Raw genomic sequence first — 20,986 nt, forward strand, 5'->3', positions numbered from 1 at the left:
ACCCCGCCCAATGGCTCCCCCCGGCCCCCGACGCCCTCTGCCGCTACCTCTCCGAATGGACCGCCACCAAGCTCCGCTGGAACCTCACCGCCGACGAGGCCGAACAGGACCGCCTCTTCGTCCTGGCGGCCCAGTGTTCCGGGACCTCGGTGACCTACGAACCCGCACCCTGAGAGTGAAATAATTCGGCCCGACCCGCCTATTCCGTCCCCGGGAATCGAGGGAATTCGCTATGGTCACACCAGGGATTTCCGCACGGCCCGACGGACGCTCTGTCAGCAGCGGCGCTCTTCGGTGAGTTTGGCTCGAACCCCAACCCGGGGTTCGAGCCGAGCACACTAGGAGCGTCGGCACCAGGCGAGGCGCTCCGCGAGCGAGAGGTGGGAGCCATGAGCGCTGGCAATGACGAGGACCAGGACCAGGACCCTCCGACTTGGTCGGCCAGGGTCCGTGAACTGGCGAAACGCGCAGTTCCGGCACTACTGGTGCTAGGACCTGTCGTCAAATGCGTCCATGCTGTTGGCCTGTTCCGCTGGGGCATGTTCGAGTTTTGGCCAAGATCCGCTCCTGCCCTACATCCTTCCGGCCAGATGGTCACTTTGTGGTCGGGGGCTGGGGGATAGTCCGACCACTGAAGTGTGCTGCGTTCCGGTGATGACGGCGCAGCGCCGTGTGTCAGGTGAGAGCGAGGAGAGACGCTGATGGCTACGGGCACCGTGAAGTGGTTCAACACTGAGAAGGGATTCGGGTACATCGAGCCGGACGGCGGCGCGAGCGAGGTCTTTGTCCACTTCGCTGCGATTACTGGGGATCAGATCAAGGAACTCACTGAAGGACAGAGGGTGAGCTTCGACATCGTGGCCGGCAGCAGGGGGCCGCAGGCGGCCAACGTCGTGAGGCTCTAGCCAGAGAAGGTCAGGCCCGCATCAGGAGTGATGCGAGAGAAACCGCGGCTGCGTAGGACTGGGCAGTCTTGTCGTATCGGGTGGCGATACCTCGCCACTGCTTCAAGCGGTTGAAGCACCGTTCCACGACGTTGCGCCGTTTGTAGAGCTCGCGGTCGAAGGCCGGCGGGCGGCCTCCGCGGCTGCCTCGCCGGGCCCGGTTGCCTACCTGGTCGGCCCGCTCGGGAATCGTGTGCGGTATGCCCCGACGGCGGAGCCAGGCGCGGATCGCCTTCGAGCTGTAGCCCTTGTCGCCCAGGACGTGATCGGGCCGGACCCGGGGCCGCCCTGGTCCGGTCCTGGGCACCCGGATCGCTTCCATCACGGCAGTGAACTGGGTGCAGTCGTTGGTGTTGCCGCCCGAGACGACGAAGGCGAGCGGACGGCCCCGGCCGTCGCAGGCGAGGTGGATCTTGCTGGTCAGCCCGCCTCGGGACCGGCCGAGGGCTGGGTCGCGGAGCCCCCTTTTCGAGCCCCCGCCGCATGCTGATGGGCCCGGACGGCTGTGGAATCGACCGACACCAGCCACTCGATGTCGCCCGCCGCGTCCGCCTTAGCCTGCGCGGCCCGAAGCATCCGGTCGAACGTCCCGTCCGCTGCCCACCTGCGAAAACGCGTGTGCAGCGAGGCCCACGGACCATAGCGCTCGGGAACGTCCCGCCAGGCCGTCCCGGTCCGGAACTTCCACACGATCCCGTTCATGACCCTGCGGTCATCCAGCCGTTTCCGCCCCCGCGACGACTCGGGCAGCAACGGCCGAACGAAATCCCACTCCGCATCGGACAGTTCATGGCGACATATCACGACACCATGATCCACCAGCAGTGATCATTTGACGACAGGTCCTAGGCGCCGCCGCCGAAATCGTCACGGCCGTACGCGGGTGGTGACTCCCCGGGCCTGCTGATATCAGGTCCGGGGAGCCGTCCCGGAGGGCCCGTCGCACCCACTGGGAGCAGCGGGCCCTCAAACCGCGCCACAACAACATCGCGATCGAAATACACCGTAGCGCACTGAACAGTGCGCGAAATCATTTTCCACAAATTCCCGTGCCACATTCCAGCGGAAATTTGAAGCCCGCAATGTTCGCTGGAATGTGGCGAGAGCGGGGGACATCGGAATCGGTACTCCGGCCGGGCCGTTGCGGTGCCCCGGGTCCCGCACCGAACGCAGGCGTGCGTCAAGGAAGGCCGCGCGCCCGAAGTGTCCCTCGGGCAGGCTGGGCGAGTCCAGCCGTCAGAGGCTGATCAGCCGGACAGCGGTGATGGTGAGGGCGGCCGGGGCGCTGACGTAGTAGACAACGACTGCCTGGGCACCGGGGAGGGCGACTTCGCGGTAGTCCCGCTCACGCGGGCGGGGCGCGGTGGAGCCGTGACCGTAGGGGTCGCGGGCGATGGTAGAGCGCATCGCGGTGTCGATCTGCGCGCGGCGCGGGCGCGGCAGGGCCCGCAGAGAGGCCTCTGCTTGTCCCGCGTAGGCGATTCGGTAAGCCACCTCTATGCGGCTTCGCCGTCGAGCGGGACCAGGTCGCCGTTCTCGTCCAGGGTTACCACGCCGCTGTAGTCCCCGGCGCGCAGCCGGGCGACCTCCGCGTCCGTCTCCTCGACCGCGCCGGGCACGGCCTGAAGCGCCCACCACGCCAGCCGCAGCGTGCGCAGCTCCTCGGGAGCGCCGGCGACGTCCAGCTCGGCGAGCGCGGCGTCGAACTCCGCACGGCGCTCTGCGGGGAGAGCGGCGCGGATGTCGGCGGCGGTGCTCGGCAGGGTTACGGTCTCGCCGTGGACCTGGGTCGACCAGGAGTCAGCGTGTGGTGTGCCGCTCATCGCTCGGGCCCTTCCTCGCGTGGTGTGCCGTCCCCGCCACGGTATGCCGCGCGGACGGTGCACCGGCACGGCGCGCACAGCTCGGCCGCACGCCCCTGGAGGAGATTGGGCGGTGGCGACGGCGCGCGTCCGAGTCGTGGTCATGCTGGCACTGCGGCCGGACACTCCGGTGCCGCGCGGGAGTTCGTTGGGTTCTCGCTCGGGCCAGGCCCTCGCTACGACATTCCACAGAAGTCGGGGCGAAGGGGGTGTGCGGGCTGATCTCGGGCGATGCGGGGGTGTTGTCAGTGCCCTGCGCTACGGTCGTCTTCCCGGTGATCGGGGTGCTCCGTTCCCGCCCGGCCTCTTTCTCAGGCCGGGCGGGAACGGCTGGCACGGCTCCCCCTTCGTTCTCGGCACGGGGGCACCGGGCCTCTTCCGGATGGAAGGGCGACACCGAGGTGTCCTGCCCCCATTCGACGGGCTCCGGGATGCAATTGCAAGGAAATCCGGGAACTTCACTCTGCGGTCGGCGTCCGGGTGCTCAACGTGTGCGGGAGCGGTCATCTCCGGCCGTCCGGCTGACCGTCCACGACTCCTAATGTTCCGTAAATTCATGATCACATAGCGTCACAGGGTCGGGCCGGTCCATGCTGAGGCCCCCCAACAGCGGATCGGCACCCGCGTGTTGCAGGGATCTCTCATTTCTGACGTGGTCTTCCGGATGACTGCGGTGCACCCTCAAGGACGGTTGATGAGTAGGAAGCAGATAGCGGCAGCGACTGCGCTGGCGCTGGTCATGCTGGTGGTGTTCGGCTGGAGCGCGGTGATGGCGGCGATGGGCCATCAGGCCCTGATCGCCGTGCTGGCCCCGGTCCTGGGCCTGACGGTGGTCCAGGTCCTGCGCGGCCTCCGTTCGCGCTCCGGCCCGCCCGGCGGGCACCGCGCGGCGGCGGAGCCGGCGCAAGAGGACGGCGCGTGATGACGCCGCGCCCCGGCCGGAAACTCGGCCACATCGACACCACGGTCGGCACCGCCCACCGCGCCTGGCTCGATCCCGTGCGCGAGCACTACCTCGCCAGCGGCCAGACCCTCAGCGATCTCAGCGCCAGCGTTCTGTTGGCCAAGTCCAAGCTCTCCGAACTCCTTCGCGGCGTCGGCCACTATCCGCGCTGGGAAGTCGTCCACCGTCTGGCCGTCGTGCTGGACATCCCCAGCTGGCCTCTGCACCGCCTCTGGAAGCACGCCGCTCTCGACGCCGGCAAGAGCCGGGGCTGGGTCGACCGGTCCACCGAACGCGCGCCGGCCGTTACAGCCTCCCGCTCCGGACCTCCCCTCGACCACGGAGCCCTGCGCACCATGACGAAGGACCACTACCTCCTCTACGCCGGGGCCTTCCTGCCCGACGAGACCTGCGAAGCTGTGGTGGAGGACGCCTTCGCCCTCCTCTGGCTCACCTGGGCCGAGGCCCTGGCCAGCCCCGACACCCGCCGCTACGCGTGGAGCGTCCTGCGCGCGGCCGTCATGGCCGGAGCCGAGTTCCGCAACGGCCGACCCGTGCTGACCCAGGCCGCCTTCGACACCGTCGCCCTGCGCGTCCGGCCGGTCCCCGCGGACCAGGCGGCGCAGCTGACCGAGAGCCTGGGACTGTTCACGGCGTTCAGCCGGCTGCCCGACGCCCAGCTCGACGTCATGGTGCTGCGGCGGATGTGCGGCTTCACGTACGAGGAGGTCTCCAGCCTCCTGGGCGTCCCGCAGGCCGCCGTACGCTCCGACGAGCGCCACGCCGAACGATTCCTGGACGACATCACCGACCCCATCGAGCCGCCGCACCCGACCGGAGGAACCACCCGATGACCACGCTCGACGCCAACCTCTCCAGGGCCCTGCTCGTCCGCGACCGCACCGTGCCCCGCGACGCCGTTCCGCGCCGCGCGAACTCCCTGAACCGGCCGGCAGTCCCCCTGGGCAGGACCCCGGACTCCACGGCGGTGGCCGCCGCCGCAGACCTGCACGCACTGTGCGAGACCCTCGTCCGCCACACCCCCGCCCCCGCCGTCTCCGCCTTCGTCACCGACCAGGTGCCCGAGCCCCGCAGCGCGATGGTCCTGGCATGTGTCCTCCAGCTGACCGACACAGCCGATGGGGCGAGGTTCTGGTGGCAATACGCGGCCGGCGCCGGACAGCCCGCGGCCGCCTACTGCCTCTACCTCCACCACCTCGCCCTCGGCGAGACCCACACCGCCCGCTGGTGGCACACCCAGACCGGCGAAGTGGAAACCGGCGACGAACCGCGGACCTGCCGCGTCCGCGCCACCATCCACTGGGGCGACGAACCGCCGATCGGCTTCCCCGGCGAGGAGGAAGTCACCACCACCCTCCTCCTGCGCGTCCTGCGCAACCTGGCCCGACACGTCAGCCGCCCCCGCTCCGCCGTGGTCACCGCGCTGATGACCTACATGCCCACCGCCGTCGCCATCGGCTACCTCCGCGAACCCGAAAGCGAACTCCCCCTGCCCGGACCGGGATTCGCACACAGAATCCGCACCCTGCTGTCCACCGCCACCCACCGGCCCGACGGCCCCACCGACCTCCCCGCACGCCCTCCCGCCGACCCGGCACTGCGGCGGGAAACCGAGGCCTGGTCCGCGCTGCGGTTCTACCCCCGGATCGACGAAGCCGCAGCCCACTGAAACCAGACCGTCGGGCTGTGCCCCGGGAACGCCCCCGGGGCACAGCCCGACGGGATGCGTCAGGTGCCAGGATTCCCTTCACCGTCTCCTGGGCCTCCTTGCCGCCGGGCGGTGTCAATCCGGTGGGAGGTGCCACCTCCTGGACGGTCGCGAGCAGACGGCCCAACTCGGCCCACAAGGTGCCCGTCGACAGCGCTCGGCCAACCATGTGGCCGATCTTGGGGAAGTGCCGCGTGAGGAGGAACCGCTGGACCCGACGGCACTACGGCCGGGCCCGCACCGGCAGACACGGTCCAGCCACACCCTCGGGAGGCAAGGCCGGTCCGGGCAGGTTTCAAAAACGGAACCCGTCCGACGTGCCTGCCCCCGGGCGGTCTCCGCCCTGGGCCCCAGCCGCGTTTCTATGCCGCGCTCTTGAGGGCCATGCGGGCCGCGACCACCGTGCCCCGCTCCAGGGTTCCCCAGTACGGGTGTGCCGACACCGTGGCCGACAGCTCCACCAGCAGCGCGCGCAGTTGCGCCACTTCTTCCTTCTGGTGGTCGGTGTAGCCGGGGGAGTCCGGCATCGCGCCGATCCGGTCGCTGTGGAGCTGCTTGTCTCCTTCCCAGCCCGGCGCGGGCTCGACCGACCACGGCAGGGTCCGGCACAGATCCGCGTACGCCGACCAGGTCTGATGGAGCCGGGTCTGCGCGTCGCGGAGGTCGGTCGGGAAGTCGAAGTCAGCCATGAACCGAATGATACGTACGTTCGATTTTCGATCTTGACCCACCTCTCAATTTGAGATGTACGCAAGAAGTACGCTGTTGGTACGCATGATGTTTGTTTCATGCTAGGGTTCTTAGGTAGGAGGTGTTTTCATGTCCGAGTTGTTCGACGCGGTCGACGCCCTGATCGCCGGGCAGTCCCCGCTCCCCCCGCCGAGTGAGCGGGAGCGGCTGCGCAAGGCACACGGCCTCACCCAGGACCAGGTGGCCACCGCGCTGAAGGTACGGCGGCCGACGATCGTGTCGTGGGAGTCGGGGAAGACCGAGCCGCGGCCGCCGCAGCGGGAGGCGTACGCGCGTCTGCTGGAGAAGCTGGCCGAGCTCTACCCCGCCCCGACCGCGCCCGCTACGCCGGCTTCTCCCGCGCCGACGCCGGTGTCCGGGGCGTTCACCGGGTCCATCGCGCCCTCGCGGCGGGAGGCCGGGTCCGCCGAACCGCGGACACCGGCCACAGGCCCGGCAGGCCCTGTGCCGGATGCTGCGGCGATGACCGCTGAGCAGACCCGCCGGCAGCCTCCTGTCCGCACCGCGACATCCCGTCCGGCGGCGGCCACCGGGCCGTCGGCGTCGAGGCGTCCGGCCGCGAAGAAGGCCACGGCCAAACCCGCCGCCGCTCCGGCCGCGGCCGATCCGCGGTTCGAGAACGGCCCGCTCGCGGTCGTCGACATCGAGGACGGGAAGGCGCTGGCGTACTGCACTGGCGGCCTGGTCCTGGACGTGCCCGCCAAGTCCCTGCCGTCCCTGATCGACTGGACCCTCAAGGAGGCTCGGCTGGGGCAGCCGAAGCTGTCCGGGCCGGGCAAGGACGCCGATCCGCTGCTCGTGCTCACCGAGGCCGCGTGTGAGCGCTACGGCCTCCCGGCCACCCTCACCGAAGAGGAGCGGACCGTCGGGCGCCTGTCGGAGGGCCACAAGGTCATCAAGCAGCTGGTCCGCGCGGAGTGGAAGCTCACCAAGCGCGGGTTCGGGCCGTGGGCGCGGATCTACCGCCCCGCGACCGGCTCGGAGCGCGCCTGTGTCCAGCTGTGCATCCCGTCGTGGAACGCGCTGGACACCCGGCACTGGACCACCGCCGGACAGCTCCCGCCGGCCGAGCTCGCCCGCGTCCTCGGGGTGTACGCGGCCCAGGTGATGACGCCGCGCGGGTCCACGGCCGTCACGGGTCTGGAGCTGATGACCGCGCTGCACCCGCCGACCCGGGCCTCAGCCCCGAACGCCGACGGCAAGCGCACCTCGGAGCACAACCCCGGCTCGCTGGGGAAGGACCCGGTCGACCCGATGAACTGGCCGCCGTGCGAGGTGCCCGACGGCCACCCCGTCCTCGCCGATCTGCCCCGCTTCCACATCCGGGGCCCCGGCGAGCGGCTGTTCGAGGAGGCGCACGACTGGGCGCGGCCGATGACCGATGCCGAGTGCACCCTGCGCCACCTGGTCGGCATCGACGTGAACATGGCCTTCGCCGCCGGAGCGAACGGCCTGAACGTCGGCCTCGGAGCAGCTACGCACGTCACGAACCCGGTCTTCGACCCGAAGCTGCCAGGCTCCTGGCTGGTCGACCTGAGCCACGTCGACCTGTCGAAGGTGAAGATCGGCAAGGAGTGGGTGGACCTGGACGCCGGCCTGCTGCCGAGCCCGTTCACGCCGAAGGGCGAGCGCCCCGAAGGTCCGGCCTGGTACGCGACCCCGACGGTGGCGTACGCGGTGGAGCTGGGCTACGAGGTGCGCCCGGCCGAGGCGTGGGTGCGGTACGAGAACGGCCGCTACCTGGACGGCTGGTACAACCGGCTGCGCGACGCCTACCTCGCCACGATGGCCGACCTCGGCGTCGACGCCGACCTGTCACCGGAGGACTTCCTGACGGCGATGAACGGCTACAAGGCCCGCGACCCTCAGCTGGCGATCGTCGTCTCGGCGGTCAAGGCGACGGTGAAGGGCGGCCTGGGCAAGCTCCGCGAACGCCCGCGCGGCGAGGGCTGGCGGCCCGGCCAGCCGTGGCGCGCCCTGTCCCGCCCCACCTGGCGGCCGGACATCCGCGCGGCGGTCATCTCCCGCACCCGGATCAACCTGCACAGGAAGATCGTCAAGCATGCGGCGTTCACCGGGCAGTACCCCATCGCGGTCCTGTCCGACTGCGTCGTCTACGCCGCCGACGGCGAATCGCCGCTGGACTTCCTGCCTTACCGGGAGGGCAAGCCGCTCCCGGGCGGGTTCAAGCTCGGCATCAACCCGGGCCTGGTCAAGCACGAGGGCACCCAGTCCGTGCTGTGGGGCGAGGGAGTCCGGGAGGAGTTCAAGGCCCCGGAGCTGAACCTCGCCCGGTACATCAAGGACGGCACCGTCACCAACGTCGACAACGGCGAGTAGGGGAGTACGCAGGCGATGGCCAAGGAGTTCGGGGACGGCCTGGACAAGGCGGTGCAGAAGGCGTTCACCCGCCCGGCACCCAAGTCCGCGGGGCCGCAGATGCGGTACATGGTCAAGCAACTCGGCGGCACGAAGGCCGTCGCCGAACTGCTCGGCATGTCCCAGCGGCAGGTGGAGCGCTACGTCGCGGGCACGGCCAAGAAGCCGCGCGCCGACCTCGCCGCCCGCCTGGAGCGCGAGGTGAAGAAACGCTGGCAACCGCAGATCCGGGCCAAGGCCCGGAAAAAGGCAGCGAGCACGGGCGGCATCGTCGTCGACGTCCACGCCCGCATGGGCTACACCGCACCCATCGGCTCCACCGACCAGGACCGCATCCGCCACCTCACCGTCGCCCTCCCGCCCCGGCACGCCGCCCGCCTCCTCGACGCCCAGGACCAGGGCGCCGACGAGGACCGGCTGCGCGAGCTCACCGCCGAGGCCCTCAAGGAGACGTACTTCCAGGACGACGGCCGCCGGGCCGGATCCCTCGAAGAGGTGCGGATCACCGACGTGGTCCACCTCGACTTCGAGCTGTAGCAGCAGCGTCACGAACAGCCCGCGAGCCCGGACTGTGACTGAGCGCTTCAGTTGGCCAGTGAGCGTTCGATCTGGCCAGTTGAGCGCCGCCATTTCCCCTGGTCAGCGGGTCGTGATGCTAGGGAGCTGCACTTCTCGGAGTGCGGCCTTGGGTATCGCGCCCGCAGGCAACGGTGTGCGGGCGGAGCCCCCTGCCCTGATCCTGCCACTCAGGCCCCGTTCGCCCCGACTCGGGACCGGGTGGCCGGGGACAGCTCGCGGGTTCGAGGAAGGCAGCCTGGGCGCTCCGGACGTGGGAGCCGGGCCGGTCTCGCGTTTGCGCAGCTAGTGAGCCTGGAGTCGCGCGGCATCTGCTGGTGCGTCAGCAGGGGGCCATTAAAATCACTTTGAGCGATAGTCAGCGAGCCGGTAGGGTGCGGCCGACGCCGTTGATTGCGGCGGTCAAACGCCTGCGCGCGCGGACCGAGGTCTGCAACCGCACGACTTGGGCTCCTCTCCGCCTGCGACGGCCTCGCCGCCACACACGTAGAGCACTCGAACTGCCGCTGACCGACGTGATAACGCTACGAAACCCTGAACGGACTGAGGTTCTTCAGAGGCGGAGTGGGTGCGTGGCAGCCCGGATGGCGCCGCGTGACGCGCGGCCAACGCCGGCGTACTACACGCCGGCCATCCAAGAAGGCACCCCATGAGCAGCAGTTCGAAGCCGGACCGTGGCGAGACCCGTGAGATTCAGGTCATCCCGGTCAGCGGATTCCGAAACGACAACGGTGAGTTCGAGCACCGTGTCCCGCCGGTCAGCCAGACGACCAAGGCCCAGACCCAGCTCGGCAAGCTCAACGGAGTTCTCCTTGGCCCCAGCCACATCGAGCGTCTCACCTACCTGGCCACCGACCCCCAGGAGCTCGAGCTCAGCCGGGCTGAGCGGCACCGGACGCCGTTCGGCTGGCTGTCGACGCTGAACTTCCGCGCGTACGCGCCGATGATCTCCCCTGCGGTGGAGAACGACCGGTTGCTCGCGGACGCGAGCTACGCCGCCGACCCCAAGGCGCCCCGCGGCCGACTCGCGCTGTCGATGCCGGCCCCGCACGACCGGTACGCGACGCTGGTCCACGGCGATGCGTTCGAGGCCGTGATGGAGGCCGTGGACCGGGCCGCAATCGCCGTGCAGAAGGACAACCCGCAGGACGTAGGGGAGCGCATCGTTGAGCGCTCGCTGACGCTGGTGCCAGCGACCTTCACGGGCTCCCCCGACTCGGTCGGCGAGGACTACACGGCCGTGGACGGCAACTGTCGGCTGATCTCCTGCCTGGTGCTCCTGCCGGTCGAGCGCGGATGGCTGACCGGCGATGCTCGCGACCACAGCCGGATCCGGCTGCTGCCCTCGTACCTCATGCGACTGCCGCTCGTTGCCCGCCGTGAGCTCGTCCGCAAGATCGCCAAGGTGGCCCACAAGCGACTGGCGCAGCCGCCGAAGGGTACCGAGGCGGACCAGCGGGAGCGGAACGAAGCGGCGATCGCGCTCAACGCCCTCACCGTGCCGGTCCAGGTGATCGTCGGCTACGAGGACGACGACCTGCAGCGCGGGATGGAGCGCTTCCCCGCCGCTGTCCGCAGCGTGTTGGTGCGCATGAACGTGTCCGCCAAGAAGTTCTCCGCCGGCTCTCAGCACGCCGTCGTCGCCGAGGAGATGGCGACGGCCCTCTACGACGAGGGCCTGCTGGATGGCGGGCAGCCCGACAAGGACCTGGCGACGGCGCGGCGAGACGTTCTGATCGGCCGCGAGCAGGTGCCCGAGGGGATGCGCCTGCTTGGCCTGGACGACCTGCCCGACCTTCGCTTCGCCCGGATCGTCCAGGAGCTCACCCGCAAGGGGCACGCCTTCAACCGCCTCGTGCGCTCCCAGCTCGGTAAGACTGGTCTCTACCTCAGCCACCGCAACGGGCCGGTGGTGGAACTGGGACTGCGTTCGTACTCGGCGAGCGTCGAGACGCCGAAGCACCTGGACTCGATCCGCAAGGCGCTGGACACCGGCTGCCTGTGGCAGGACCTGGTCGACACCGAGTGGACGGTGGAGAACGCCGCCACGGACCACGCCATCGACGGCCTCCGGGACCGAGCCCACGCCAACGACACCCAGGCCGCCCTCGTGCTCGGCGTGCTCGGCATGGTCGCCTTGGTGGTCACCGGTCACCTGCGGGCCGCCGCCGGCTCGGCCGAGGAGACGGTCGGCACCACCATCGCCCGTACCAGCGTCGGGCAGATCATCAAGGGCCTCCTGGAGACCGGCCCGGGCCGCGAGCTCTTGGCCGACGCCGTGAAGCGGTCTCGGGCCCGCCGGCCGCTGCGCTGGTGGGACAGCGAGTCCAAGTCCCTGGTCGAGCAGCCGTCGGACTGGGCGACCTCCACCTTCAACGCCTACCTGCGCCAGGCGGTCCGGCACGGCTTCACCTCAGAGGCGGAGCGCAACAACCCCGCCGCCAAGGAGGCCGCGAGCCTCACCCGGTTCCAGGAGGCGGTGTTCACCGCGAAGGACCGGCTGATGGACCTCATCGAGATGCGCGAAGAGAACGGCACTGTCGACAAGATCGCCTGGCTCGAGGTGGAGTCGACGTTCGGGATCCTCGCGGGCATCACCGCTCGCCTCGGCAAGATCGCCGAGTCGGAGCCCCTGTCGGACAGCTGGTGAGCGCCCTGGTGTGGCAGGGCGTCGTCACGATGACGCCCGAGCGCTACGCCGTGCTGGCCAGCCTGGTAGGCCCCTGGCTGGAGGAATACCGGGACTCCCCGATCTGGATCGGGGAGGACAGCGGGAACGAGCGTCGTGCCATCTACATCCCGGTGAACGGAGAGGGCGTGGCCTGCTACTGCGGACGGACCCGACCCGAGCGGGCGCTCTGCGGGGGTGCCGCATCGGTTCGTATCCGTCAGCACATGGCGGAGTCCAGGTCAAAGCAGGAGGAGTGGTCGGCCTACTGGGTGCTGCCGCTCCGCGCCGATACCCCGGCTTTCGTGGTTGGTGAGTTGGAACGTACGGTGGCCGCTCGCCTCGGCGTTCCCCTTGTCAATCGCCGCTGGCGTCGCCACTGACGATCCATCCGGGGGGGGTGGGACAACCGCCCCCGGGACTCGACGTATGGCAGGGCGAACTCTGCCGCATCATCGGCTACCGGACCTTCACCGACGACCAGCGCACCGGCCTCCCGCCCCGCCTCCCCGCAGGCCCACCGTGCGCCGCGCAGGTGAAGCTCACGAGCAGGTAGGGCCAAATCCTTTCGTTCCTCTACCGGCGCCATCACCGTATATACCGTTCCGCCGATACCCTGCCCGGCCAACGCTCAACTCGCCAAGTGAAGCACTCAGTCACAGGGCCGAACCCCCGGGTTCGGATCTGCGGCTCAACAGGTGCCGGCCAAGGACTGTCGCAGCGTCGGCCTGGAATGCGGCGAAATCCCGTTGACGGTGTTCCTAGGGTCGTCTCATGAGTACTGTGATCCGCGCACTGCGCGCCGACGACGTCGAGACGGTGGTGTCCTTCGCTCTGCGTGCCTGGGAGCCAGTCTTCAGGTCCTTCGAAAGGGTCCTCGGCCCCGAGGCTGTTCAGGGCCGCTTACCCCGACTGGCGCGCGAGCCAGGCCGCGGAGATCCGCGCCAACTGCCAACCTGAGAAGCACCCGTGCTGGGTCGCCGAGCACGAAGGCCACACTGTGGGCTGGGTGGCTCTCGTGCACGAGGCCGGTGCGCCTGTCGCGATGATCGAAATGCTGGCAGTCGATCCCGCACGCCAGGGCAAGGGCATCGCCACCGCCCTGATCGGAACCGCGATGGACGAGGCCCGCTCACGCGGCTGCACCCGGATCGAGGTCTGGACCGGAGGCGACCCGGGCCACGAACCCGCCCGCCGCACCTACGACAAGGCCGGCTTCACCGCCCTGCCTTTAATCCACTACTACCGCGAGCTGTAGCAAACAGGTACGAAACAGTCCCGCACCGGGTTCGCCACCTCAGCAACGCTTCAAAGACACCTAGTCAACAGGCCCATCGCCCGCGAGCAGGGCACGGGCGAGCAGCAGCTCCAGCAGATCGCCGCCGACGGCCTCGCCCAGATGAACGTCCGCACCAACAACACCCGGGCCAGCGGCCTGGGGGTGGAGTTCACCGACATGGAACACATCCGGATCGACCTGTAGCGCGGCCGTCTGCCCGAGCGCCGTGTTCCCGGCATTCGAGCTGCCGGGCACACGGCGTCTCGCGTTCTACGAAAAGGCCCCGTCGAGGTCCCTCGTCCGTGCGGCACGGCGGCGTGCCCACCAGGACAGCCGCGGCGCGGTGGCCGCGTTGACGGCCCGGCCGAACGCTTCCAGCGCGGCCTCCAGGCGCGCGGTGTTCTCCACCTCCGACAGGGCGTTCAGCAGCTGCTCGGTGGCGGTGACGACGGCCGGGTCAAAGGAGCGCATGAGCGGGGCGGCGGCGGTGGCGGCCCGGGTGAGCGGCTCACGCACGGCGGACACGGTCTGCTTGCTCACCACCCGCTCCCGGCTCAGCAGCTCAGCCGCGCGCCCGAAGCCCACGAGCCCGCTCTGCGCGTCGGTGCCGCCGGCGATCCGGGCGCGGGCAGCACCACCGGCGAAGGCGAGCACGGCCAGCAGCAACGTCCGGCCCCGCTCGGCCGGCTCCTCCCACAGCAGCCGGTTGGCGGCAGCCGCGCCCTGCAGTTCCATCACCGCCACCGTCATCGCATCCGCCTGCACCCGAAGCGCGCCAATCTCAGCCTGCTGCTCCTGGCGGTTGCGGGAGCGGGTCGTCAGCCAGGCCGCGAGGACGGCAACGAGTGCCCCCGTGGCGAGCGTGCCGGCCAACTCGATCAACTGGTCCATCCCCACAGGATCACCGCGCGCCAGCCCTGGCGGCCGGGCCGTTGCGCACCTGACGCACAACCCGCACCACCCCGTTGCCGATCAAGAGCAGAGGCGGCGGCCGACCGCAGCCCTACGCGTCATGAAGAGGCCCACAGCGCGCCCCGTCTGGTGGCGCTCAAGGCTGCTCAGGCGGAACGGCGCGGTCGTCCGGGACGGCATGCAGCTCGCCGTAGACAATCGGCGGGGTGTCCCGGTCGGTGGTCATGAGTCGCAGGATGTCGTCGGTGAGCTGCTGGGGGTGGGCGGTCTTGAGGGTTGTGCTCAAGGCCTCCTGGGTGTCGAAGACGGCGGAACCGTTGTGCGTTCGTACGTACTCCGAGGCCCTGGCGACCGTCCACTGACTATCGCCGCCGCGGTGGAAGTTGTACTCGTCGTCGGCACTGAGGATCGTGACGTCACAGGCGCATGCGAACCCTCCGTCGGGCGCCGGATGGTCCTCCTCGTCCGGGTGGTGCCGGTTGAGGGTCACCGTCCCGTCATGCTGCTTGGCGAGCAGGGCGGCCACGGCGACCACGGTCTCGTGTTCGTCCGCGGGCACGGGGGCCGATGACGGGGCCGTGTACAGGGCCCGCACGGTGGTGGAGGCGTGCCGGGCCACCAGGCCGTGGATCTGCTCGGACACCGAGCGCAGCGCCTCCAGGGCGTCGCCCAGGTTCGCTCGCTGCCCGGGGCCGGCCGGGGCGGGCACCTCGGTCTCCCCGCGCTCGGCGATCTGTCCGACGGTCCGCCGGAGCGTCTGGAGCGCGTCGGCGCTCTGCTGGAGCTGGACGAAGAGCGCCGAGGCGATCGTCGCGGCGTCCTGCGGGGTGTAGAGGGACCACGGGCTCGACAAGGCGGTCACGAGCGCCTCGGCGGTCTCCGCCGCCGTACACGCCATCTCCACCGAATCCTTGGGATCACACATCCCGAACTCGACCGCGGTGCGCACCTCCGCGACGAGGCTGTTCTGTTCCGGCCCGGCGGCCCGCTCGACGGCTCGCTCGTACAGGGTGCCGAAGGGGGTGCCGTCGTTGAGTCCGGCTGAGGGGACCTGGTTGGTGGGCATGCCCGGATCCTTCCAGAACCCGGCAGACGGGGGCGGCGTATCGAGTGCGCGCCGCGGACTCCGGCCGCTGTCCACAGGACGCCCGGGATCCACTTCCTGGATGAGCGACCACGAACAGCAGCAGCCGGCCCCGCGCCGGGGCAAGGTCCTGGAGGCCCTCGCGCGGGCGGAGCGGCAGGTTTTCACCCGGCCCGCGCCGAAGTCCGCCAATGCACAGGTGAAATTCCTTCTCACGCGGGTGAAGGGGTCGGCCAGGGCTGTGGCGCAGCGGGTGGGCACCTCGACCCGCACGATCGAGCGCTACCGTGCCGGGAAGCTGAACAAGCCGCAGAAGCGGCTCCGGGACGCCCTGGTGGAAGCGACCGAATCCGAGTGGCAACCCCAGGTCAGAGCACAGGCGCGCGCCCAGGCGGCCACCTCCCGGGGGATGATGGTGGAGGTGACCGCGTACTTCGGATTCACCTGCACCGGCAGCTCGGACGACGGCCGCGAGCGCCACATCACCACGGACATCCCGCCCACCTACATGAAGCAGATCCTGGCCCTCCAGGAAGCCGGAGCGACGGAGGAGGAACTGCATCCCGTCGTCGCGGAGGCCATCACGGAGTCGTATTTCACGGAATGGGGCACGCGGGCCGACGGGCTGCGAGCGGATTTCACGGCGGTGACCTCGATTTCTTTCCGGTTCTAGCCCGACCGAATTTCCGGCCTGCTATAAACCTGTCCAGGGCCGTCACGGCCGGATATTCAGCTTCACCGTTTCCGCGAGATGGGAGACCTCTGTGAGCACCCCTCTTCCCTGGTCCCACCGACGCCCGCGCACCCCGGCGTCCGGCGCGCCCGCGGCCCGTCGGGGGTTCGACGGGGCGAAGGTCGGCCGGTCGGCGGTCCGGCGGCGGGCCACCGGCATGACGGCCGCCGAGGCCGAGGCCGCGCTGGAGGACGCTGAGCTGACGCAGCACATCAATCGCGACCGCGAGGACCTGGCGGGCGATACACGCGGCCCGGCCGAGATCGCCGAGTGGCAGCGGATCGTGCGGCTGCTCACCGAGAGCGGCGGTCCGTACGACCCGGCGGCCGACGCCGTCGTCCAGGACGAGCTCGCCGCCGACCGGCAAGCCGCCCGGGCCGAGCAGCAGCGCCTGGAGGAGCAGCGGCGGCTCGACGCCCGCGCCGACCACCTCGCTGAGCTCGCCGGGTACGGCCGCCTCGACCGCACGGTGGAGAGCCGGCCAGGGGATGAGGATGCCCGCGACGTCCTGGCCGGCCGCCTCGACTACCGCGCCCCGGTGGTCGGCGGCTGGCTCGCCCGCGCCCTCGCCGACCGTTCCGGCCACTACGCCGGCCCGGCCGCGCGCACGGCCGCCGCCGGCTCGCTGCCTGCGGAGGTGCGGGCCCATGCCGCCCTGCTGACCGCCCTCGGCGCCGAGGGCGAGGGGGAGAGCGAGCTGGAGTTCGCGGGGCGGCTCGCCCAGGCCGACCCGGCCGCCACCCACGCGCTCGCCGCCTGGATCACGGCCCGCACCCCGGGCATCCGGTGAGCACCGGTCCCGCCGTCACCCTGGCGGGGCCTCACGACGGCCCGCTGCACACCCTCGACGAGAGGCATGCCCGATGAGCTACTACCACCAGCGTGAGCAGGCCCGCCGGGCAACCGCGGAACGCCTGCGGGCCACGCGCAAGCAGGCCGCTGCTGTCCGGGCGGCGGTACGCGACCGTGCCCGGGGCATGACGCGCCACCAGGCCGCTACCGTCCTCGAGCAGTTCGCCGGGCAGAGCGCCGCCCCGGGCAGCCCGCTCGCGGCGCAATGGTCGGAGTGGAGCCGCATCCACCACGCCCTCCTCCTCGGCGGCGGCACGTACGACCCGGACACCGATCCCGACACCGACGTCCTGGCCGAACGCGCCAACCAGGCCATCCTGGCCGCAGCCCACCGGACCGCCGGCCGCGTGGCCGAGCTGGAGACCCTGGCCCTGACCGGACAGCTCTCCCATGAGCGGCCCCAGGACGGCGACGACGCCCTGCTCGACCGGATCCGCACCCGGTCCTGGGACGCCGGACAGGCCCTCGGCACCTGGCTCGCCCAGGCCCTCGCCGACCGGTCCGGCTGCTACGCCGACCCTGCCGCCCGTGCCGCCGCGACCGTCCGCCTGCCCGACACGGTTGTGGCCCAGGCCGACCTTCTGGCCGCGCTCGCCGCCACCGGCGTCTTGGCCCGCGGCGAGGAGCTGCCGTTCGCCGGGCGCCTCGCGGCAGTGGATCCGGACGCGGCCGCCGACCTCGCCCGCTGGCTCACCCAGGCGCTCGCCGACCGCGCCCGCGGTACGGACAGCGGTCCGGGGTGAATCGGAGCTGGCCTGCTGGGAGGTGACCGCGTGTGACCTCTCAGGCTCCCAGCTCCGCGTCGCCGAGCTGGGAGCCTGAGAGCCCGAATGTCTAATGTGGCGTGTATGTCTGGGAGGTTGACCCGCGTTTCCGCAGGGAAACGGAGTTCTGGGAGGTGAGCTGGGAGCCTGGGAGGTACACGGGCGGCACTCTGCTCTATGTTCACTGAGGGTTACTGTCACGCTGTCACGGTCGCGGTGTCTTGGTGGCCCGGAATCGCTGTCGCGCCGGGTGTCACGCTGCCGGTGCCGCCCTGGAATCACGGGCCCTGGGCCCCGTTTGGCCGCCTCGTCGAGCGTGACACCGATCCTCCGGGCAGCGCCCGGCTGCGGTTTTAGCCGTATCGCTGCGTGACCGCCCGCGGCGCAGGGAGGATCGGGTGCGTGAGTACCGACAGCGCGACCGCCGCCCTCTATGCTCACGCCCTGGACCGCGCCCTTGTCGTCATCTCCATCGACCCCGATACTGGCGAACCACTCCCCGGCGACACCGCTGGCCCCAACTGCGCAGTTACGTCGACGACGTCGAACGCGTCCGGCTCGTGTACTGGGTGACCATGCTCAAGACCGTGGTCGTCGTCGCCTTCATCGAGGTGTAGCAGCCTCGCGCTGCTCCTGGTGCTGGTCGTGCTGCTTGGTGGCAACCGGAGGCTGCGAATGCTGCGCAGTATTCGCACGGTTCAGTCGGCACACGGGTGCTGCTCGTGTAGCAAGGGCAGCCTTGCTACACGGTGAGGCGGTTCGGGAAGGCGCTACCCGGGTGCTCCGGCCGGCTGGGGGTGCTCAGCCGGCGCAGGCCCGCAGCGCGCAGTCGAAGTAGGTGTCGACGTCTGCGGTGGGGTCGCGGCGGGTCACCTCGTACAGGGCCTTCGTCGCCTCGAAGGCGGCCACGATGGAGAGCGTGGTCTCCTTGTGGGCTTCGGCTTCCACGTCCAGGTGCATGGGGAAGCCGAACTGGTGGGTGCGGTCCCGGTCTGCTGCTGCCACCTTCTGGTGGGCTCGGCGGGCCGCTTCGAACCACCGAGTGGCCGCGTCCGGGCCGAGCGCGTTGACGACGATCGTGAAGAACGGGGCCACCTGCTCCGTGCTCTGCGGCCAGGTGTCGGCGGGCAGGCCGAAGCGCTTTGCCAGCTCCTGAGTGAGGTGGAGGCCGAAGTCGTGGGTCACGCCTTATCCGTACCTCGTCGTCCCGGACCTGGGCGGGCGGCGCGCGGCAGCTCGGTCCGGGAACCGCTCGTTCGGGTCTCTTGACCTGCGGTTTCCCGCCGGGGGGAACGATGTACGCGTTTTCCCGGTGAGCGGCACTGGCCGCGGGGTTTGGTCTGGTTCTCCAGAACGGGTCGGTAGCACCAGCGGTACCGTCGTGTCGCCGTTCAAGGCGTTGACCTGGGCAGATGCCATTTCTGCGGGAGGGTTTCCCCTAGAGGGGAACGATGTATCGCGGCGGCGGCCACTTCGTCCAAAGGCGCAGGTCAGCGAGCAGGAGAAGGGTTCTGCTCCGACATCAGAGGTGGCCTTGACCTGCGGTTTCCCGCCAGGGGGAACGATGTATCGCCCTGGGGTCTGCCCCCATGAAGACGGCGCTTGCAGCGTGGGCTGCAAGCGCCGTGTCACCCGGGCGGCCGCCCGGCCGCCCGCCCGGGTCAGGAGGCGTGGAGATGCCGGACGGTTGCAAGGGGTCCGTCGGCGTCGTCCTCCTGGTGCAGGAGTACTCCAGTCACCTTGATGCCGAGGCGGTAGAACTTCACGCCGACGGCGGTGTAGGCGAGCTGGAGCCAGCCGTTCTCGGCGAGCCTGCCGATGCTGCGGGAGGCGCTGGTCGTGCTCAGGCCGACCAACCGGCCGATGTCCGTGGCGGTGCTGCGCACGGGCTCGCCCATCGGCACCGCGGTGGCGAAGAACATCAGGACCTTCAAGTCGGCACCCTGCTTCAGCTGGGACCGAAGGAGGAGGTCGTTGAGCTCCGCGGCCTCCATGAAACGCGGCGTGAGCGGCTCGGCGATCTGCGAGGTCATGACGCCTCCTTCTTCTCCGGCGGGCAGGTGGTCGACGGGTGGCGCGCGTGCTGCGTGGCGTGCCGTTGCTGCCCCGAGGAGCCGTCGTAGGCGGCCCGCGGGTTGAGCTTGTAGAACTTCACCCGGCCCACCTTCTCCGCCTCCAACAGGTAGCCCCCACGGTGAAGGCTACCCACCGACTTGCTCACCGCATTCGGGCGCAGCTCCAGCTCGACGCCGATCTCCCGGAAGCTCATCCGCAGCGGCTCGTCCCCCGGCGGCGAGTTGAACAGGTAGAAGCCGTAGACCAGCTTGTCGTTCTTCGTGTACCCGCTGTCCTTCGCGTACAGGGCGGCGCCCAGCTTCTTGCTGGCGTTGATGTGGCGCCCGCCACCGCTCCACGCGAAGGCTTTGTCGTCCTTGTCGAGCAGCTCCAGCTGGAGGTACTCGCCGCTGGCAGTGTTCACTGCTGGCCTTGCCCGGCCCATACCGCTCCTCACCTCGGGCTTTCCCCTGGAGGGGAACGATGTACGCGCCCTGACCGTAGTGGGCGTTTCCCCTGGAGGGGAACCCGCCACGCCGAACTCTCCTCGATCCGGGCACATGATCATTTCCCCCCTAGGGGAAAGATGCGTCCGGATCTGACATTCAAATAGCCCCCAGCGATACATCACATGGCCGCTGACCTGCGACGATGCTTGATCGCTCTATACGCATCTATCCCAGCGTCAGCCAACTGCGGGCCAGAACCTTGTGGCTGAGGCGGCTTCGCGTGCGGGTCCACCACCCAGTGCGGGCCGTGGTCGGCACCACCGGCTCTGAGTCTCGGGTGGTGCCGACCGTGACGGACAAACGCCAACAGAGAGCGGCTGCCCTCGTGGTGGGTTCCGCCGTCCGGCCCTGGGGGCCGATCGGCTCCGGTGCCTCCGCACGCCGGTATTGAACCCTTTCTCATATCTGAGGTTCCGTTCTGTGGCTGAGGCCCGCAGCTTCCCCATTTCGCAATTCCTCGCGCCCTCAGTCCGGATCAAACAGCCGGGCTGATCAATCATCAAATAGCGTGCCCCGCGCGGGTGGTTGATGGGTGTCTCGTGTTTTCGCCAACGGTACATGCTGCATCACCCTGATGCACGCGATACACTGGAACCCACACCAACGAGCGACCCTCCACCCTCACAACCCGCCCGCGGCCCGCGTCAGCGGGCCCCACGATTCTGGAGGCGCAGCCGGAAGGGCCGTCAGGCGGGGAAGCGCAGCGCCCCCGCCGGGAGCGCCCCGCGCTCCCCCTCAACTCCCGCACTGGAGGCCCCACTAGCCTGCACCCGTCCACCCGATCGGCCCCGGCCGTGCTCCGCACGGCCAGCCGGGCGCGCAGCGGCCGGCCCCACCGCCTCACGAAGCGCAGCGAAGTGAGGCGCCCGTGCTCCGCACGGGCCAGCGGGAGCGCAGCGACCGCCTCCCCTTCCCAGCGCGCAGCGCTGGGGTACCCGCTCCGCGGG

At 70.1% G+C, this 20,986-nt stretch carries 21 protein-coding genes and 2 pseudogenes; 13 read left to right on the top strand and 10 right to left on the bottom strand.

The genetic code is table 11. The annotated features are described in order from the left end of the window. The first annotated feature begins 701 nt into the window (after positions 1-701). Positions 702-905: a cold-shock protein gene (locus ABD371_RS34965; RefSeq protein ID WP_344486536.1), complete on the top strand. Its 204-nt coding sequence runs from the start codon at positions 702-704 to the stop codon at positions 903-905. A 10-nt stretch (positions 906-915) separates the two neighbouring features. Here the strand turns inward: ABD371_RS34965 and ABD371_RS34970 are convergent. From ABD371_RS34970 to ABD371_RS34980, 3 genes and pseudogenes are all read right to left on the bottom strand, one after another. Next, positions 916-1,745: pseudogene (locus ABD371_RS34970) on the bottom strand (IS5 family transposase). A 435-nt stretch (positions 1,746-2,180) separates the two neighbouring features. Beyond that, positions 2,181-2,438, bottom strand: a complete 258-nt coding sequence (locus ABD371_RS34975; protein WP_344486539.1) for a hypothetical protein — start codon at positions 2,436-2,438, stop codon at positions 2,181-2,183. A gap of 2 nt (positions 2,439-2,440) precedes the next feature. Continuing rightward, complete coding sequence (locus ABD371_RS34980) at positions 2,441-2,767, bottom strand: DUF6247 family protein (protein WP_344486542.1); 327 nt, start codon at positions 2,765-2,767, stop codon at positions 2,441-2,443. 733 nt (positions 2,768-3,500) lie between these two features. Between ABD371_RS34980 and ABD371_RS34985 the strand changes: the two genes are divergently transcribed. The 3 genes from ABD371_RS34985 to ABD371_RS34995 are packed head-to-tail and all read left to right on the top strand — an operon-like array spanning position 3,501 to position 5,439. Next, positions 3,501-3,728, top strand: coding sequence for a hypothetical protein (locus tag ABD371_RS34985; protein WP_344486545.1), 228 nt, complete (start codon positions 3,501-3,503; stop codon positions 3,726-3,728). After that, the gene (locus ABD371_RS34990) at positions 3,728-4,603 is read left to right on the top strand and encodes a sigma-70 family RNA polymerase sigma factor (protein WP_344486547.1); all 876 of its coding nucleotides are present in this window, start codon (positions 3,728-3,730) and stop codon (positions 4,601-4,603) included. The genes ABD371_RS34985 and ABD371_RS34990 overlap by 1 nt, the downstream gene beginning before the upstream one ends. Continuing rightward, positions 4,600-5,439: a hypothetical protein gene (locus ABD371_RS34995; RefSeq protein ID WP_344486549.1), complete on the top strand. Its 840-nt coding sequence runs from the start codon at positions 4,600-4,602 to the stop codon at positions 5,437-5,439. The genes ABD371_RS34990 and ABD371_RS34995 overlap by 4 nt, the downstream gene beginning before the upstream one ends. A gap of 401 nt (positions 5,440-5,840) precedes the next feature. On the opposite strand, the gene ABD371_RS35000 is transcribed toward ABD371_RS34995, so the two are convergent. Then, positions 5,841-6,167 carry a hypothetical protein gene (locus ABD371_RS35000; protein WP_344486551.1) on the bottom strand — a complete coding sequence of 109 codons (327 nt, stop codon included), beginning with the start codon at positions 6,165-6,167 and terminating at the stop codon, positions 5,841-5,843. A 130-nt stretch (positions 6,168-6,297) separates the two neighbouring features. Here ABD371_RS35000 and tap point away from each other — a divergent pair, with 130 nt between their 5' ends. From tap to ABD371_RS35025, 5 genes are all read left to right on the top strand, one after another. Beyond that, complete coding sequence (tap, locus tag ABD371_RS35005) at positions 6,298-8,568, top strand: telomere-associated protein Tap (protein ID WP_344486554.1); 2,271 nt, start codon at positions 6,298-6,300, stop codon at positions 8,566-8,568. A gap of 15 nt (positions 8,569-8,583) precedes the next feature. Continuing rightward, positions 8,584-9,144, top strand: a complete 561-nt coding sequence (tpg, locus tag ABD371_RS35010) for a telomere-protecting terminal protein Tpg (RefSeq protein ID WP_344486557.1) — start codon at positions 8,584-8,586, stop codon at positions 9,142-9,144. 688 nt (positions 9,145-9,832) lie between these two features. Continuing rightward, positions 9,833-11,833 (top strand): hypothetical protein, encoded by a 2,001-nt coding sequence (locus ABD371_RS35015; protein ID WP_344486559.1) that lies wholly within the window; start codon positions 9,833-9,835, stop codon positions 11,831-11,833. Beyond that, the gene (locus ABD371_RS35020; protein WP_344486562.1) at positions 11,830-12,234 is read left to right on the top strand and encodes a hypothetical protein; all 405 of its coding nucleotides are present in this window, start codon (positions 11,830-11,832) and stop codon (positions 12,232-12,234) included. The genes ABD371_RS35015 and ABD371_RS35020 overlap by 4 nt, the downstream gene beginning before the upstream one ends. A gap of 455 nt (positions 12,235-12,689) precedes the next feature. Beyond that, entirely contained in the window at positions 12,690-13,109 is a 420-nt protein-coding gene (locus ABD371_RS35025; protein WP_344486565.1) for a GNAT family N-acetyltransferase, read from the top strand. Between the two features lie 60 nt (positions 13,110-13,169). Here the strand turns inward: ABD371_RS35025 and ABD371_RS35030 are convergent, their stop codons facing one another. From ABD371_RS35030 to ABD371_RS35040, 3 genes are all read right to left on the bottom strand, one after another. Then, the gene (locus tag ABD371_RS35030; RefSeq protein WP_344486568.1) at positions 13,170-13,316 is read right to left on the bottom strand and encodes a hypothetical protein; all 147 of its coding nucleotides are present in this window, start codon (positions 13,314-13,316) and stop codon (positions 13,170-13,172) included. Positions 13,317-13,400: 84 nt separating this feature from the next. Next, positions 13,401-14,021 (bottom strand): hypothetical protein, encoded by a 621-nt coding sequence (locus ABD371_RS35035; RefSeq protein ID WP_344486572.1) that lies wholly within the window; start codon positions 14,019-14,021, stop codon positions 13,401-13,403. Positions 14,022-14,178: 157 nt separating this feature from the next. Further along, positions 14,179-15,108, bottom strand: a complete 930-nt coding sequence (locus tag ABD371_RS35040; protein ID WP_344486575.1) for a hypothetical protein — start codon at positions 15,106-15,108, stop codon at positions 14,179-14,181. Between the two features lie 100 nt (positions 15,109-15,208). Between ABD371_RS35040 and tpg (ABD371_RS35045) the strand changes: the two genes are divergently transcribed. The 4 genes and pseudogenes from tpg (ABD371_RS35045) (at position 15,209) to ABD371_RS35935 (ending at position 18,092) form a co-directional block, all read left to right on the top strand. Then, the gene (gene tpg / locus ABD371_RS35045) at positions 15,209-15,799 is read left to right on the top strand and encodes a telomere-protecting terminal protein Tpg (RefSeq protein WP_344486578.1); all 591 of its coding nucleotides are present in this window, start codon (positions 15,209-15,211) and stop codon (positions 15,797-15,799) included. Between the two features lie 91 nt (positions 15,800-15,890). After that, positions 15,891-16,649, top strand: coding sequence for a hypothetical protein (locus ABD371_RS35050; protein ID WP_344486581.1), 759 nt, complete (start codon positions 15,891-15,893; stop codon positions 16,647-16,649). Positions 16,650-16,722: 73 nt separating this feature from the next. Continuing rightward, positions 16,723-17,454, top strand: a complete 732-nt coding sequence (locus tag ABD371_RS35055; protein ID WP_344486584.1) for a hypothetical protein — start codon at positions 16,723-16,725, stop codon at positions 17,452-17,454. A 414-nt stretch (positions 17,455-17,868) separates the two neighbouring features. Next, a pseudogene (locus ABD371_RS35935) lies at positions 17,869-18,092 on the top strand (hypothetical protein). A 184-nt stretch (positions 18,093-18,276) separates the two neighbouring features. Here ABD371_RS35935 and ABD371_RS35060 read toward each other — a convergent pair. The 3 genes from ABD371_RS35060 to ABD371_RS35070 form a co-directional block, all read right to left on the bottom strand. Further along, on the bottom strand, positions 18,277-18,660 hold the full coding sequence (locus tag ABD371_RS35060; protein WP_344486587.1) for a hypothetical protein: 384 nt from the start codon (positions 18,658-18,660) through the stop codon (positions 18,277-18,279). A 476-nt stretch (positions 18,661-19,136) separates the two neighbouring features. Beyond that, complete coding sequence (locus tag ABD371_RS35065) at positions 19,137-19,508, bottom strand: hypothetical protein (protein WP_344486590.1); 372 nt, start codon at positions 19,506-19,508, stop codon at positions 19,137-19,139. Continuing rightward, positions 19,505-19,954 (bottom strand): transcriptional regulator, encoded by a 450-nt coding sequence (locus ABD371_RS35070; protein ID WP_344486593.1) that lies wholly within the window; start codon positions 19,952-19,954, stop codon positions 19,505-19,507. The genes ABD371_RS35065 and ABD371_RS35070 overlap by 4 nt, the downstream gene beginning before the upstream one ends. Between the last annotated feature and the right edge of the window lie 1,032 nt (positions 19,955-20,986).

Source organism: Streptomyces amakusaensis (assembly GCF_039532665.1).
Lineage (GTDB): Bacteria > Actinomycetota > Actinomycetes > Streptomycetales > Streptomycetaceae > Streptomyces > Streptomyces amakusaensis.